The 16,133-nt window shown below is 39.3% G+C and carries 14 protein-coding genes; 4 read left to right on the forward strand and 10 right to left on the reverse strand.

The window, feature by feature from the left end; all coding sequences use genetic code 11:
- Positions 1-551: 551 nt before the first annotated feature.
- Positions 552-3,329 (reverse strand): excinuclease ABC subunit UvrA, encoded by a 2,778-nt coding sequence (gene uvrA, locus MURRU_RS15030; protein ID WP_014034329.1) that lies wholly within the window; start codon positions 3,327-3,329, stop codon positions 552-554.
- 251 nt (positions 3,330-3,580) lie between these two features.
- Between uvrA and MURRU_RS15035 the strand changes: the two genes are divergently transcribed.
- Positions 3,581-4,165, forward strand: coding sequence for an RNA polymerase sigma factor (locus MURRU_RS15035; protein ID WP_014034330.1), 585 nt, complete (start codon positions 3,581-3,583; stop codon positions 4,163-4,165).
- Between the two features lie 253 nt (positions 4,166-4,418).
- Here the strand turns inward: MURRU_RS15035 and MURRU_RS15040 are convergent, their stop codons facing one another.
- The gene (locus MURRU_RS15040; RefSeq protein WP_014034331.1) at positions 4,419-5,081 is read right to left on the reverse strand and encodes an endonuclease III domain-containing protein; all 663 of its coding nucleotides are present in this window, start codon (positions 5,079-5,081) and stop codon (positions 4,419-4,421) included.
- 55 nt (positions 5,082-5,136) lie between these two features.
- Between MURRU_RS15040 and bcp the strand changes: the two genes are divergently transcribed.
- The gene (gene bcp, locus MURRU_RS15045) at positions 5,137-5,589 is read left to right on the forward strand and encodes a thioredoxin-dependent thiol peroxidase (protein ID WP_041801603.1); all 453 of its coding nucleotides are present in this window, start codon (positions 5,137-5,139) and stop codon (positions 5,587-5,589) included.
- 231 nt (positions 5,590-5,820) lie between these two features.
- On the opposite strand, the gene MURRU_RS15050 is transcribed toward bcp, so the two are convergent.
- Positions 5,821-7,275, reverse strand: coding sequence for a hypothetical protein (locus MURRU_RS15050; protein WP_014034333.1), 1,455 nt, complete (start codon positions 7,273-7,275; stop codon positions 5,821-5,823).
- Positions 7,276-7,364: 89 nt separating this feature from the next.
- On the opposite strand from MURRU_RS15050, the gene MURRU_RS15055 reads away from it, so the two are divergent.
- Positions 7,365-8,129, forward strand: a complete 765-nt coding sequence (locus MURRU_RS15055) for an MBL fold metallo-hydrolase (RefSeq protein WP_041802111.1) — start codon at positions 7,365-7,367, stop codon at positions 8,127-8,129.
- Positions 8,130-8,446: 317 nt separating this feature from the next.
- Positions 8,447-8,938, forward strand: a complete 492-nt coding sequence (locus tag MURRU_RS15060) for a hypothetical protein (RefSeq protein WP_014034335.1) — start codon at positions 8,447-8,449, stop codon at positions 8,936-8,938.
- Between the two features lie 415 nt (positions 8,939-9,353).
- Here MURRU_RS15060 and MURRU_RS15065 read toward each other — a convergent pair whose 3' ends face one another.
- The 7 genes from MURRU_RS15065 to MURRU_RS15095 form a co-directional block, all read right to left on the reverse strand.
- A complete protein-coding gene (locus MURRU_RS15065; protein WP_014034336.1) occupies positions 9,354-10,013 on the reverse strand; it encodes an alpha/beta hydrolase in 660 nt (219 codons plus the stop codon).
- A 9-nt stretch (positions 10,014-10,022) separates the two neighbouring features.
- Positions 10,023-10,346 carry a hypothetical protein gene (locus MURRU_RS15070; RefSeq protein ID WP_014034337.1) on the reverse strand — a complete coding sequence of 108 codons (324 nt, stop codon included), beginning with the start codon at positions 10,344-10,346 and terminating at the stop codon, positions 10,023-10,025.
- Positions 10,346-11,599, reverse strand: coding sequence for a dihydroorotase (locus MURRU_RS15075; protein WP_014034338.1), 1,254 nt, complete (start codon positions 11,597-11,599; stop codon positions 10,346-10,348). The genes MURRU_RS15070 and MURRU_RS15075 overlap by 1 nt, the downstream gene beginning before the upstream one ends.
- Positions 11,596-13,518 carry a BatA domain-containing protein gene (locus MURRU_RS15080; protein WP_041802113.1) on the reverse strand — a complete coding sequence of 641 codons (1,923 nt, stop codon included), beginning with the start codon at positions 13,516-13,518 and terminating at the stop codon, positions 11,596-11,598. The genes MURRU_RS15075 and MURRU_RS15080 overlap by 4 nt, the downstream gene beginning before the upstream one ends.
- Positions 13,519-13,731: 213 nt before the next feature.
- Positions 13,732-14,739, reverse strand: coding sequence for a glycosyltransferase (locus MURRU_RS15085; protein WP_014034340.1), 1,008 nt, complete (start codon positions 14,737-14,739; stop codon positions 13,732-13,734).
- 32 nt (positions 14,740-14,771) lie between these two features.
- Positions 14,772-15,167, reverse strand: coding sequence for a hypothetical protein (locus MURRU_RS15090; RefSeq protein WP_014034341.1), 396 nt, complete (start codon positions 15,165-15,167; stop codon positions 14,772-14,774).
- Position 15,168: 1 nt separating this feature from the next.
- Positions 15,169-15,864 (reverse strand): SGNH/GDSL hydrolase family protein, encoded by a 696-nt coding sequence (locus tag MURRU_RS15095; protein WP_014034342.1) that lies wholly within the window; start codon positions 15,862-15,864, stop codon positions 15,169-15,171.
- Positions 15,865-16,133: the final 269 nt, after the last annotated feature.

Here is a 16,133-nt window from a genome sequence, read left to right on the forward strand (position 1 = left end):
TCTTTTGTAAGATAGATTTGGAGAGGAACATGGCTACAATGTTAACTTGTGACCTGTAATATTAGAGAATAGGGACATCATTGGACTAGATGAATTGATAGATGCCAATGGTAAATTGACGAAATAGGGGTTTGGATTGATAGAAAAAATCAACTATTAAAGTCTCTAAAATTTTATGTATTTTCTTTTTTACAAAAGAAGTGGTAATATACTTACATTGCTGTTTGTGCCGTGATTTAGGTGCAGTATTTGATCATCTTGGCGGCATCCTTCTATCGCTTAGGACTCCCAGTCAGGTTTAAGTTCAAGTATCAAGTTTAAGAGCCAAGACTTTGGAGTTATGAGTTCAGAGATCAGAGTTACTGCGTACTGCGTACTTCGGACGTTTCGACTGCGCTCAACGTGACACTTCGGACTAAGTTGTTCGGTTATTGAGTTACTGCAAACTGCGTACTGCAACTGCCGACTGCGTACTTCCAAATTCGGACGTTTCGACTGCGCTCAACGTGACACTTCCAACTCCGTGCATCGGGCTTCCGACATCCGATTTCTTATAATTTTTCCCTCAAATACGTTGCTGTGTAAGATTCCTTATTGTTTATAATTTCTTCGGGGGTGCCTTCTATCACTAAATTCCCGCCCTTTTCGCCACCTTCGAGACCAAGGTCGATGATGTAGTCGGCACATTTTACGAGCTCCATATTATGCTCGATTACGATTACGGAATGTCCTTTGCCAATAAGTTCATCAAAGGATTTAAGCAATTTCTTAATATCATGAAAATGAAGACCTGTGGTGGGTTCATCAAAGATGAACAAAGCTTTTTCCTTGGTATGCCCTTTTACCAAAAATGAAGCCAGTTTTATACGCTGCGCTTCACCGCCGGAAAGGGTAGAGGAGGACTGCCCTAAAGCCACGTATCCCAAGCCTACATCTTGCAAAGGCTTCAGTTTGGTTACTATCTTGTCTTGTTTGTGGGTTGAAAAATGTGCAATGGCATCGTCAATGGTCATATTAAGGATGTCATCAATATTTTTTCCTTCAAACTGGACTTCTAGAATATCTTTTTTGAAGCGTTTTCCTGCACATACATCACATTCCAAATGCACATCGGCCATAAACTGCATCTCTACGGTAATTTCACCTTCGCCCTTACATTTTTCGCATCGACCTCCATCAACATTAAATGAAAAATGCTTGGCCTGGTATCCCCTTAACTTGCTCAGTTTTTGTGAAGCAAACAGGCTTCGAATATCATCGTAGGCCTTTATATAGGTTACGGGGTTGGAACGCGAGGAACGACCTATTGGGTTTTGGTCTACAAACTCTACATGTTTTATATGGGAATATTTTCCATCCATGGATGAGAACTGACCTGCTTTTTCGCCATATCCTCCGGTTTCTTTTAATATGGTGGGATACAATATTTTCCTGACGAGGGTACTTTTACCACTTCCGGATACTCCCGTGACCACGGTCAATACGTTCAAAGGGAAAGTAACATCAATATTTTTTAGATTGTTTTCCCGTGCCCCAGTTATTTTAATGTAGTGTTTGGAATTTCTACGTTCTTTTGGAACTGGTATTTCCATGGTTCCATTAAGGTAGGATGCCGTTAGGGAGTCAGATTGGAGAATGGTTTCCCAATTTCCCGTAGCAACAACTTTTCCGCCCAAGGTTCCTGCTTCAGGGCCTATGTCGATAATTTCATCTGCGGCCTGCATAATGTCTTCGTCGTGTTCTACTACTATGACAGTATTGCCTAAATTCCTGAGTGATTTGAGTACCTCTATCAAATTTTCTGTATCTCTTGGGTGAAGCCCGATACTAGGTTCGTCTAAAATATACATGGAACCCACCAGACTACTTCCCAAAGAGGTTGCCAAATTGATGCGCTGGCTTTCACCACCGGAAAGCGTGTTGGATTTTCGATTCAGGGTGAGGTAACTCAAACCTACTTTATCCAAAAAGTCCAAACGTGTAGTGATTTCCTTTAGTAATCTATTGGAAATGACTGTATCGTGTTCAGAAAGTTGAAGCTCCTCAAAAAATGGTCCCAGTTTATTGATGGGCAGTTCAATCAAATCCGAAATGGATTTCCCCCCAACCTTTACATAATCGGCTTCTTTGCGAAGTCGCTTTCCTTTACAAACGGAGCATCTGGTTTTTCCGCGGTATCGGGATAGCATTACCCTGTTCTGAATCTTATAACTTTTCTCTTCTAACTGTTCAAAAAACTTATGGATACCTATAAAGTGTTCGTTGCCGTCCCAGACCAGTTGTTTTTGTTCTTCGGAGAGTTCGAACCAAGGTTTGTGAATGGGAAAATCAAATTTGTAAGCTGAGTTCACCAATTGATCACGGTACCAGCTCATACTTTCGCCTCGCCATGGGAAAATGGCATTTTCATAGACAGATAGTGCAGTATTGGGAATCACCAAATCCTCATCAATACCGATAACATCGCCATAGCCTTCACATTTTGGGCAGGCTCCGTAGGGATTATTGAAACTGAACAAGTGAACGTTCGGTTCCAAAAACTTCATTCCGTCCAATTCAAACTGGTTGCTGAAGGTCTTGACTTCTCCTGTTTGAAGGTTTTCGATGGCACATTGGCCTTTCCCTTCAAAAAAAGCATTGTCCACAGCATTGGCCAAGCGGTTATAAAAATCCTCATCATCCTTAACAATGATTCTATCTATCACTAAATCAAATTCCCTCCCAATATTTTCAGGAACTTGATCTATTCGGATGACCTCACCCTTATACTTAATACGGGCATAGCCTTGTTTGGAAAAAAGTTCCAACGATTTTAAAGGCTCTCGCTCTTCTTTAATTTTAATGGGTGCCAACAATAACAGTTTGTCCCTTTCGTTTAATCCTTTAATATGGTTGATGACATCCGTAACGGTTTGCTTCTTTACTTCTTTCCCAGAAATAGGGGATAGGGTCTTGCCGATACGAGCATACAACAACTTTAGGTAGTCATATATTTCGGTAGTGGTTCCCACAGTTGACCGTGGATTCGTAGAATTCACTTTTTGTTCTATGGCAATGGCGGGGGCTATACCTTTAATATAGTCCACTTTGGGCTTGTCCAATTTCCCCAAAAACTGTCGTGCGTAAGAGGAAAGGCTTTCCACATATCTACGCTGACCTTCGGCATAGAGCGTATCAAACGCCAGGCTGGACTTACCAGAGCCGGATAATCCAGTGATTACCACCAACTTATTTCTTGGGATAACCACATCAATATTTTTAAGGTTGTGCAGTTTGGCACCTTTAATGATGATATGCTGCTTGGGATCTACGTTGATATTGATTGACATTTGTTAAAATTAGGGTCTCAAAGATACGATACACTACACTTAATACGTATATTGCATCAGTTAACATATAAAAATCGTCAACTCACAACATAGATTTTAGGTCGCCTACCTATTTATCTATATTTGAAGTGTAATTAAAATCCTGATAGGCCTATACAGAATAATTACTTTTTTAAAGATTAAAAACTGAATAACTAAAGTCTTTCTTAGAAAAGGGAGGACTATGTTTTAACCCAAAAAAAGTAATTTGTATGGAACAACTACAGATTAAAGACTCGATTTTAGTAAAAAATTACATTGACGGAGACGAAAAGGCTCTTGAAATCCTGATCAACAGGCATAACCAAAGAATTACCAGCTTTATTTACAGCAAAGTTTTGGACAGAGATGTAGCAGAGGACATCTTTCAGGACACTTTTATCAAGGTAATAAAGACTTTGAAAAAAGGAAGATATAGCGAAGAGGGCAAATTCTTGCCTTGGGTAATGCGAATTGCGCACAACTTGGTAATAGATCATTTCCGTAAAAACAAAAGAATGCCCAAATTCGAAGGCAGCGATGACTTCAATATTTTTTCCGTTATCCACGACGAGAAGTTAAATGCCGAAAAGCAAATCATCAAAGATCAAATAGAAAGTGATCTAACACTTTTGATCGATGAATTGCCAGATGATCAAAGAGAGGTGTTGATCATGCGTATTTACAAGGATATGAGCTTTAAAGAAATATCCGAAAACACTAACGTAAGCATCAATACGGCCTTGGGAAGAATGCGATATGCCCTTATCAATCTAAGAAAAATTGTAGAGCGTAAGAATATCGTTTTAACGAATTAATCGAGCAATACGTCGAAGTCTGCAATATTTCCAAACTAGCGCCGTTATATAATGGAAACAATTACTTACGCTAGAATATGGAAAACATTTACTCTGAAGAACAAAAATCCGTAAAAACGGTAAAAGCTAGTCAGAAAACAGTAGATTTTTTGCTTAGCTTTTCAAAATCGATTCATGTAGTTGACTACAAAAAACACCAGTTTGAAGTAACATTGAATTAATTTAAGGATCAAACTGACGAAAAGAGCCGCAATTAGCGGCTCTTTTTGTTTTTATAATACTCGTTGATCACTGTTTTTCTACCAATGGTCTTGGTAATAATGTCTTTTTCCAAGTCCCAGCCCCTTGCCGGAGAATATTCCCTACCGTACCAAATAATTTGAAGATGCAAACGGTTCCAAATCTCCTCGGGGAACAATCGTTTGGCATCACGCTCGGTTTGCACCACATTTTTCCCATTGCTGAAACCCCAACGGTACATCAGCCTATGAATGTGTGTATCTACCGGAAAAGCGGGTATCCCAAAGGCCTGGGAAACCACAACACTGGCTGTTTTATGTCCTACTGCGGGTAATTCTTCCAGCAAAGCAATATCGCGAGGGACTTTACCATTATATTTTTCAATCAAAATTTGGGAAAGCCCATATATTCCCTTTGATTTCATCGGGGATAGCCCTACTGGTTTTATGATTTCCCGAATCTCATCCTCCGAAAGTTTTACCATATCATAAGGGTTATCCGCTTTTTCAAATAAAAGAGGTGTGATTTGGTTAACCCGAACATCCGTACTTTGGGCCGATAACAGTACAGCTATTAATAAAGTATAAGGATCTTTATGATCTAACGGAATGGGAATAGTAGGATATAGTTTATCCAAGGTCTTGATTGTGAATGCAACCTTTTCTTGTTTGGTCATATTTGTTTAACTTTGTTAATGTAAATATTAAACAATTAATTCAAGAGCAACGCAAATGAACATGTTAAAAGTAGGAGATAAAGTACCTGATTTTTCGGCAAAAGACCAAGACGGCAATACAATTAATCTGAGTGATTACAAAGGCAAAAAACTTGTTGTCTTTTTCTACCCCAAAGCAAACACACCTGGTTGCACGGCAGAAGCCTGTAACTTAAGGGATAACTACAAAGAATTACAAGACCAAGGTTTCGAAATTTTGGGCGTAAGTGCCGATTCAGAAAAGAAACAGTCCAATTTTAAGAACAAATATGAGTTCCCTTTTCCTTTATTGGCCGATGAAGACCATACCGTGATCAACACCTTTGGTGTTTGGGGGCCTAAGAAATTTATGGGCAAGGAATACGATGGAATTCACCGAACTACTTTTGTGATCAATGGAGATAGCGTTGTGGAAAGCGTTATTGACAAGGTAAAGACTAAAGATCACGCCGCGCAGATATTGTCTTAAAAGAATATTTGTCACATCGAGCGCAGTCGAGAACCTAATTAAACCTGATAACCAAGAGGTTTCGACTGCGCTCGAACTGACATTTTAAAATAAAGAGGCTGTCTAAAAAGTAGTGAAATACTTCATTCTGAATTTATTTCAGAATCCCATCATATTGATAAACAAATCATTATGTGAACCTGAAACAAGTTCAGGTTGACGAAAACCGACTTTTTAGACAGCCTCTTTATTTTATTTTTCCTTCTCTTCAAGAACCTTTCTGGTAAACAGGTTTTTCTCTTTTATTATTTCGGCAATGCCCTCTGGCAACTCTTTTTCCCATCCATCGGCATTGTTTATAATCTTCTTGAGCACATTTCTAGAAAAAATATGAAGTACATCCGGGTCGTAGTCAATAATATCCATCACTTTTCCATTGTACTTAAAGAATTTGTACAACTCTTTCATACGAGGATGAACTTTGACATTGTTGCTGGTAAGCACCTGTCCAGTTTCTGGATCTTTCATCGGATACAGGTACACCTTAAGATCCTTAAAGAACAATTTTCCGAAAGCTTCCAAAATACCACCGCTTAAGTGACGGTAGTATTTTTCATCAAATACATCCACTAAATTGTTCACGCCCATGGTCAATCCAATTTTGGCTTTGGTGTAATTGTTAAAATACTCTACCAATTTATAGTACTCTTGGAATTTGGATATCAACACCGTATGTCCGAGTGAACACAATAGTTCCGCCCTGTCCATAAAGTCCTGCTCGTCGATTTCACCCGAAGCTTTTAGGTTGGATAATGTTATTTCGAAAACAACAATGGCATTTTCCATATCCACGGTCTGTTCCCGAATAAAAATATCGTACGATTTCTGGAACATGTCCATATTCACCTTGGTCACAGGCCTAAAACTACCCCGTAATGCCAAGATATTTTTTTTGTACAACACGGCTGCAGGCAGCAAGTTGTTTCCATCGGGACCAAACATAACCGCATCGGTCATATCATTTTTAATCAACTGAAGGCTCATCAACCTATTATCAACATCCGCAAAGTTGGGCCCTGTAAAGTTGATCATATCAATTTCCAAAGTGTCATGGTCGATATGATCATATAGGTATTTTAAAAGTTTTTTGGGTTTATGGAACTTAAAAAACGCCCCATAAATCAAGTTTACACCTAAAATACCCAAGGTTTCTTGCTGTAATCTTGCTTCATTTTGTTTAAAACGAATATGAAGGACGATTTCATCGTATTCTTTTTGGTCCGGATCCAATTGAAAACGAAGTCCAACCCATCCATGCCCTTTGTAACGTTTGGAAAAATCGATGGTAGCCACAGTATTGGCGTAACTAAAGAACAAATAATCCGGATTGCTGTCCCTACTGATTCGTTCCTCGACCAACCTCATTTCGTGATCCAACATCTTTTTCAACCGGGATTGGGTAACGTAGCGCCCATCTTCCTCAATACCATAAATGGCATCACTAAAAGATTTGTCGTAAGCGCTCATCGCCTTTGCTATGGTTCCAGAAGCTCCACCAGCCCTAAAAAAATGTCTAGCAGTTTCTTGTCCAGCGCCAATTTCGGCAAATGTTCCATAAATATCACGGTTCAAATTGATCCTAAGGGTCTTCGCTTTTATGGAAGGAATATTTTCAAAAGCATTTTCTCTGCTTGGTACGCTAGGCATATCCGAATTTTTAAAGTAAAACAAAGTTACACTCTTCAATCAATCTATTAAATAAATAAGTTATAATTTTGGATTTAATGGATGATAAGATGACCATTACTTTTTTGGGTACGGGAACTTCACAGGGAATCCCCATAATCGGAAGCAAACACCCCGTTTGCCTGAGCGATAATCCAAAAGACAAAAGACTACGTGTATCCGTGCTCATTTCTTGGCAAGATTATAACTACGTGATTGATTGCGGCCCCGACTTTAGGCAACAAATGCTCTCCAACCCAATAGATAAGTTGGATGGAATTTTGTTTACCCACGAGCATGCCGACCATACCGCAGGCATTGATGATATTCGCCCCTTTTTCTTTAGGCAAGGAGATATTCCTGTTTATGCACACCCCAGAGTGCTTGATTCCCTCAAGAGGCGATTTGATTACATTTTTGCAGATGAAGATCGTTACCCGGGCGCACCTGCCGTAAAGGTTCATGAAGTTTTCAAGGATAAGAAAATTCCTTTGGGCGGCTTGGATGTAGTTCCCATTGAAGCTAGCCACAACAGATTAAAAGTTTTTGGTTACCGTTTTGGCGAATTTGTATACATGACCGATGTAAAAAGGGTAGAGGAGGAGGAAATGAAAAAAATGAAAGGAGCCGAAGTATTGGTGATAAATGCGCTACGGATAGATCCGCACCATTCCCATTTTAATTTGAAGGAAGCACTGGAGTTTGCCGAAGAAGTGGGAGCAGAGCGAACCTATTTTACTCATATCAGTCATTTATTGGGATTTCATGATGAAGTTGAAAAAAATCTCCCCAAAAACATACATTTGGCATACGATAACCTACAATTAAAAATATAGAAGTTCTTGATGCGTTATGATAACATGTCTCAAAGCTTTGGTTTTGTTATCTTGAGCGCAGTCGAAAGGTAGACAAGAACATCTCGACTACGCTCGATATGACATTTAGAAGAAATATCAAATTGAATGTCCGCAATGTGTCATAATATTAGCGTCACCCTGAACTTGATTCAGGGTCACATAAAGATGCTCATATTCAGCAGGATGAGATGTTGAAACCTGTCTTTGCCGGCAGGCAAGTTCAACATGACGCCAAAAACACCATTTTGACATTAAACGGACAATCAGTAATATCAATTTACAAAATATATAAATCCATGAAAAGCAGAATTTTTCTATACCTATTTGTTTTTGCCGCATTGTTGGCCTTGTTTCAATATGTGACAGGAAATAACATGCAAAAAGCATTGACCTCCGATGTTGAACAGTTACAGACCGAGGTGGAAGAACTTAAGGATTCCTTGCAAACCATGCACCTTAAAGTTCTTGATATGCAGTATTTTACTTTGGAAAACAATGATGATGCTCTTGCCTATTATGATCATTTGGATATAGAAAACCCATCACTCTACATTCAGGATAAGTTGCTGGAAACCAATGAACAAAAAGGAGATAATCCTTTAATTCCCTACGAAGGAATGGAAAGTGATTTTAAAATCAACAAAATAAAGGTACTCAACCATAAATGGATTTTGGCCGATTTTTCCGACGGTAAATACTGGGGAGACCTCATTATAAAATATGAGCTAAAAGATGATTTGAGCGTAGACTTCACCTTGGCCGAACATTTGCTTTATGCTCCGCAGTAATTAATCCGTGCCAAAAGAGAAACAAGAACAGAGAAAATAGAACAAGGACAAAAGAATCAAGACTCAAGTTCGGAGTTCAGAGTTCAGAGTTACTGCGTACTGCACACTGCCTACTGCAAACTGACTCCCGACTTCAGACTTCGTGCTTCCGACCCAAAGACAAGTTCAAGAGCAAACCTATTTGCGATGATTCGTGGAATTCGTGTCAAAAGGGAAAATAGAACAAGGACAAAAGAATCAAGAGACAAGAACCAAGACTCAAGTTCAGAGTTCGGAGTTACTAAGTTATTGGGTTACTGCCAGCTTCGTGCTTCGGACGTCCGACTTCGGCCCCCCAACAAGTTCAAAAAAAAGAGTTACTACCGACCGCGAAACTGACTCCAGACCTCGTGCATCAGACTTCCGACATCAAACATCAAACATGTTCCTCCAACCATTTTTTAAAGGAAAAAAAGTTATGTTGGGAAACCCCATGCCCCACAGGAAACTCCTGATAAGTAGTCGGAATACCCAGATTTTCAAGGAATTCTGGTGAATTTTGGGCCCATTCCAAAGGAATTACTTGGTCTACTTGCCCATGCGATGTGTAAACATTTAGTTTACTATGATCTTTTTCAGCATAGCCGTTCACCAAAATATTTTCATTAATGTATCCACTGAGTGCAATCACGTTCTTCACTTTTTCCGGATACGACAAGGCAACCGCATAGCTTAAAATGGTTCCTTGACTAAATCCCAATAGCGTAATATTATCTTTGTCCAAATCGTATGCCTCAATGGCTTCATCCATAAAAGCAACAATTTTCTCCCTAGACTCTTTGGCTTGTTCGTCATCGCTCCATTTGCCTTGTTCGGCATCAAAATTAATGGCATACCATGCATGGCCAAATGGCTCAAGGTCATAAGGTGCTTTTACAGAAAAAACCATTAATTCCTCAGGGAGTTCAGATGCAAATGAAAAAAGGTCTTCCTCATTGCTGCCATAACCATGAAACATAAACAATGCTGGAACTTTTCCAGAGGCTTTGGATGAAGGTCGTAATAAATATGTTAGCGATAAGGGTTTTGAGGACATTATTATAGTTTATGATATGAATGTGAACCATTTTTGAAAGTATTTTCCCAATACTGGTAATGGTTTTGTCTTTTCGTTCAGGGCTTGTAAAAAACCAAACACCCAGATTACAATATAAAAAATATAGATGGGGATCGATAGATAAACCAACTCTGTATACGTTAGCAATATGGCCAAGACATGGAAAAGAATATGGATTCCAAACGCCTGCCGTATATGAAAACGGGCAAAGGTATTTTTGGGTTCAATGTTCATGGTGATGGCAATCAAACAGCCCACAATGGTAATATATGCTACTACTGCTGTGGTTTTTCCCGGTGTGGAATTACTCATTATAAAATGCTTTGATCATTGTTGATGATTCCGTAAACTTTACCTTTTAATGTGGAACCTACGAACATGCTATTCTTTGAGGTGGAAAGAATGTTCTTTGTCTCAAAAGTATATTCACCATCAGGATTGAACAGGGTTAAACATGCTTTGGAACCTTCTTTTAGGGCAGGAGGCACTATTTGGAACCGAGAACGTCCTTTGGTTAAAAAAGCAATGGTTTCTTCCAACTCAAAAATGGTGTTCAAACTTCCAAAAGCGGACTCTAGCCCAAGACTTCCACTTTTTGCATTATCAAATTCCACACGTTTGTGCTCAATATCCATCGGAATATGGTCTGTGGTCACAAAATCAATGGTTCCGTTTTTCACCCCCTTGATCAATGTCTTACAATCCGATTTTGTCCGAAGGGGAGGTGACACCTTAAAATGGGTATCAAAACTCGTTAGGGTTTCATCCGAAAAGAATAGATTATGAATGGCCACGCTGCACGTTACATCCAATCCCTTTTTCTTGGCCTCAGCGATAAGTTTTACCGAACCCCCTGAAGATATGGTCGGAATATGCAATTTACCTCCGGTATATTCCAAAATAAAAAGATCTCGTGCAACTTGCAGTTCTTCGGCCAAGGCAGGAATACCCTTTAGTCCCAATACGGTGGATACTTCGCCTTCGTGGGCCACACCTTTTCCTTTTATGTCGCCGTCCTGAGGAAAGGAATACACCAGTCCATCGAAATTTTGGGCGTACAACAATGCTATTTTTAATAGGTTGGGATTGGAAACCTGTTTTTTGAAATCGTAAAAGGCCACGGCCCCTGCATTCCTCATATCATAAAGCTCCGCAAGGTCAACGCCGTCGGCATTCTTGGTCAAGGTGCCCAAAGGATAAATTTTTGTAGCCTTACCTATTCCACGTTCTTTTAAAAATACCACATCGGAGCTGGTATCGGGCACGGGATTCGTGTTTGGGTTCAGCACAATATCGGTGAACCCACTTTTACCGGCTGTAAACAATCCGTTTGCAATGGTTTCCCGTTCCTCAAATCCTGGCTCACCAAAACTCACGCTGCTATCGAACCAACCGAGGGATACATGTAGATTATCCTTTTCTACCACCTTGGTATTGGCAGGAGCTTCCACAGAGGCACCAATCTTCTCGATGATTCCTTTTTTAATAAGGATATCCCTTTTCTTTAGGTGAAGTTCCTTGTTATCTGGGCATACGATTTTTGCAGACTTCAGCAGAATGTTCATGTAACAAATTTTTGAATGAGTACCTCAATAAGCGCCAGAAGCAACGCTAAAATAACAAACCATTTCCAATATGCGGTAATGTTGTTCTCCGCTTCCAGATATTCAAATAGTTCGGGAACGGAATCCATCGTGTTTACATTTTCCAATACTCCGATATCCAAATATTTGAGTTGACTTTCCGCTCTGGGGTAATTAAAACTTATATTTTGTAGCCTTTGTTCGTTTTGTAAAATGGAAAAAATGCCATCTTCGGTCGGATTTTGGTCAAAAGTGAGCCGCACCCGATTTGGGAAAGTTTGTTGTAGCGGAATAAACTCATAACCTGCTTTGGAGGCCTCTAAAATATCGTCGTTGCCTATTTGAGCAGAAATATCCACCGTGGTTACTTCACCAAGGGTTTGATAGGGCTTTGGTGTTTGCAAACTGGATTGTGCCATATTATAAAAGGTGGGCACAATCAATGGCGAGTTGATAAAATTGGAGTTATCCAATGCTAAGGGAGCTGTATAAACATATAGTCCGTCATCCCCGGACAAAAACGAATCCCCGCCTTCTAAGGACAAAGCTTTGGGCAAAGTAGTCTGTATTCTAAAATGCTCTTTTACGGATGGATATTGAAAATTGGTCACTTCCTGTTCAAAAACGTTGCGGTACAATGGGTGATCAAAGGTGATGGTAGTCAATTGGGCATTGGATGTGATTTTCTCCGAAAATTGTGTTGGGGATAAACTGGACAAAAACGTATTGTATGTGGATAAATTACTGTTGATCGCAGGAACTATGATCAATGTGCCACCATCATTTTTAAAAGTACGCAAGATATTTTGAAGGCTACTTGGAATTGTAGCTAAATTATCCAGAATCACTACATTTTTATTATCCAAATTACTGTAATCCAGTTGATTCAAAGCATATTTTTGAAAATCGAACTCGTCGCCCCGGAACAATCGGTTTAAATAATCGCTATCTGATTCACTAATGGCCAAAACTTTAATTTTTTCTTTGGAATTGATGTTGAAGTAAAACCGATTATCGTACCCCAATGCATTATCGATGATGCTCAAACGTCCGTTTAACTTTTCACTAGCTGGAATGGTAAATGCTACTTCTGCATCTCCATTTGATTTAAATTTTGCAGCAGTTTTGGCAATCAATTCCTCATCATTATAAAGAGAAATGGGCAAGGCATTATTCTCGTTCCCTCCAGAAAGAAACACTTTTAATTTGGCCTGTTCATTCAAACCATCATCCACAAAAACGGAATCAATCGATACATTTTGGATCTCTCGCGGCTGCATCGGAACAAAATGAGTCACTAAAGTTGAATCCAAATCGGTATTTCCATCGGATAATCTTTCTTGAAAATCAGAAATTACAATCAAGTTTTTTATGCTACTATTGTTTTGGGAGAACAGACTATTGGCCTTTAGGTCAATTTCGTTTAAGTTCAGTTGTTTGTAGGAGTAGGGGAGTGATAGCAACGAATTTTGAATGTCCGTTACGCGAACGTTATTGAATGTTTTTTCGTTAGTGAACAGACTGAACTCCGTATCCCCATCAATGTTTTTGATTAAATCCTGGACAGCTTTTTCCAAAAGTGAAATACCATTGTTCTTAGCTTGCATACTGAAAGAGTCGTCCAGATAAACAACGGTTTCCTTTTCTTGAAGCGCTGTTGTGGCCGAGGTAAACGGTTGCGCAAAAGCAATTATGATGGCAGCCAACAATAAGAGACGGGTAAATAGCAGCAGCCATTTTTTTAGGGAATTACTTTTTCTGGACTCCGAAACCACTTTTTGTAGCATGGCCACATTGGTGAACGGGGTTTTGGTAAAGCGCCGTAACTGAAATAAATGGATTAAAATGGGTATGACTAGAAGAAAAAGTGCCCAAAGAATTTCTGGATGTTTAAACTGCATTCCCAACATTGCTTGATCAAAGATAGGCATTAAAACATTCTGATTTCAAACTTCATTTGTAATGTACCGTTAACAACTCACAATTTATCTTTGACATGAATTTCACAAATATGTCAAATATTATAAATTGTCATTTCGAGCGCAGCCGAGAAATCTTCAACTCATTGACACGAATTCCACTAAGTTTCACAAATCGAATATTGAAATTAAGGTCTAACAAAAAAAGAAGTAATCCTGCATGGGCAACTGCCCCAATTCTGAAAAATATGCTCGAATTTCTTTTTGGGCTTCTTCATTGGCAACGGTAATAATACTTTGCGGATTGTCCAGTTCTTGTAATGCCTCAAAGTGGACAAGTTCTTTATCATAGATTTTTTTGCCGATTTTCTTTGGGTTGTCGCACAGCCAAACAAAATCAAGACCTCGTTTTTTCAACCCTTTTGCAATCTTCTTCCCTTTAAATCCAGCTCCCCAAACTACCAAGGTGCGGGTTGCATCGTAATTCAACCTTAAAAAATAATGGAGTTTGATGTCTAAAAAATAGTTTTGTGCGTAATGCTCATGGGTACGGGAGGTTCGGGTATCGTAGTCACGCCAAAGGTGTAGCACCTTTTTGCAGGGAATAATTTTAAATCCATGTTCATAAAATCGAAAGGTTAGGTCGTAATCTTCTGGGTAACGGTTGGGTTGAAAACCATCGCACTTATCAAAATCTTCTCGGTGAACCATCCAGCAAGGGGAGGGAATTACGCACTCCTTATAAATTTCATCATAATTATTGCCAGTTGATGTTAATTGGTTCAACCATGTCTCATACCGCTCATAACCATTGCTAATGCCTCGGTTAGAAAAATATTTTACTTGTCCAACAGCGATATGTCCAATACCGTTTTCAACTAAAGCATTTACCATTACCTCCAATCTGATAGGCTTCATGATGTCATCCGAATCCATGCGGGTCACAAAGCTTCCACTACTTTGGGCATAGGCCGTTTGGAGCGCAGGAATAATCCCCGTGCCTTTGTTTTGGAAGACTTTTATACGATTATCTTTTTTGGAGTAGGCGGAGAGGAGCTCAAAACTCTTATCGGTAGAATGGTCATTAACGGCCAGAATTTCCCAATAGGCATAGGTTTGATTCAAAATGGAATCCAAGCATTCTGGAAGAAAATGTGCAGTGTTTTTAAAAGGAATGATGATGCTAACCTTGCCGTTTTGCATGTTGTAAGGTAACTAATTTAAGACAAGTAATTTTAGTTGAACGGGAGTAGGTCGGGTTCCAAATAGGTTGTTTTTGCCTTTGGGTCGGCAATAACATCTTTGCCATAATGTTGGAACAGTAATTCTTTGAACGAGGTGATCAGTCTAGGAAATTCGGTTATAAATTCTTCAAAATTGGTTGCGTTCGATTTTTGCTTGAAATGATGCACCACTTTTACAGCGGCCACAGTCAAGGTTGTGTGAAATTTTGTACCATCTCCATGTAGCTTATCAAAATTTTGAATGGCCTTACACGTTTTGGAAATAGCAGTCTCCTCATCAAACTGATTTAAATAAATCCAAGCTAGTTTGATATGCGCTGCGTGATTGAATTGACTTGGTGGAAAACTCCCATTTTCAAAAGCATGGACAAACTTATTGTTGTTCATTTTACTTGGTATTAAGAACCTTTTTGATGGCTTCTCGCACCATTTCCTCCATAATTTCATAGCCCACTTTGGTCACATGTACTTCGTCCGTGGTCAATTCGGATGGCAGTCCATTCCTATCATCGGCCATTTCAGAAAAATAATCTAGGTAAATAACTCCTTGGGCTTCTGTCATAGCCTTGAGCATGTTATTGAGCTTTGGTATTTTAATGTTCGGCTCCAAACCTGGACGCCACGGGTAATCGTAAGCAGGCAGTACGGAACAAACTATTGGTTTAATGCCGTTTGCTTTTGCCAGTTCTACCATGGAAAGGATATTATAGTGTATTTGTTTCAGCGTCATGGGGCCTGTATTGCCCGCAATATCGTTGGTACCGGCTAAAATCACCACTGCTTTTGGATTTAGGTCAATAACGTCTTGTCTAAAACGTAGCAACATCTGTGGCGTGGTCTGTCCGCCGATGCCACGGTTTATAAAAGGGTGGTTCTTAAAAAACTCAGGATGGGCATCTTCCCACATTTCGGTAATGGAGTTGCCCATGAATACTACACGGTTTTCTCCTTCTGAAGGCGGAGGGAGTTCAGCATTGGCGTTTTTATACTTTTCCAAATTGGGCCAATCTTGGGCATTGATTTTAGAAGTGCCCATCAATCCTAAAAAAGAAAGCATCATCCAGAGTATGGTTTGTTTTTTCACTTTATGCGGTTTTTGCTAAAAATAGAAAATTATCATTGTACAAATAGCAAATACATCACAAAAAACAGTAGAACGGTTGCTATAAAGGCATAAAACATCTGCCGTTTTTCTTTTTCTTTTTGGATAAACATTTTTTTACGGATTCGAGCTACGTCTCGTCGGGTAGATTTTTTGAAATGTAATTTTGTGACGTTTTTTTTGCCGTAGACATCATCTTTAGAAGCTAACTTTCTTTTTTTTAGCATGCTTCGATTGGCCTTTAAGCTTTT

The organism is Allomuricauda ruestringensis DSM 13258 (assembly GCF_000224085.1).
In the GTDB taxonomy this organism is placed as follows: Bacteria; Bacteroidota; Bacteroidia; order Flavobacteriales; family Flavobacteriaceae; genus Flagellimonas; species Flagellimonas ruestringensis.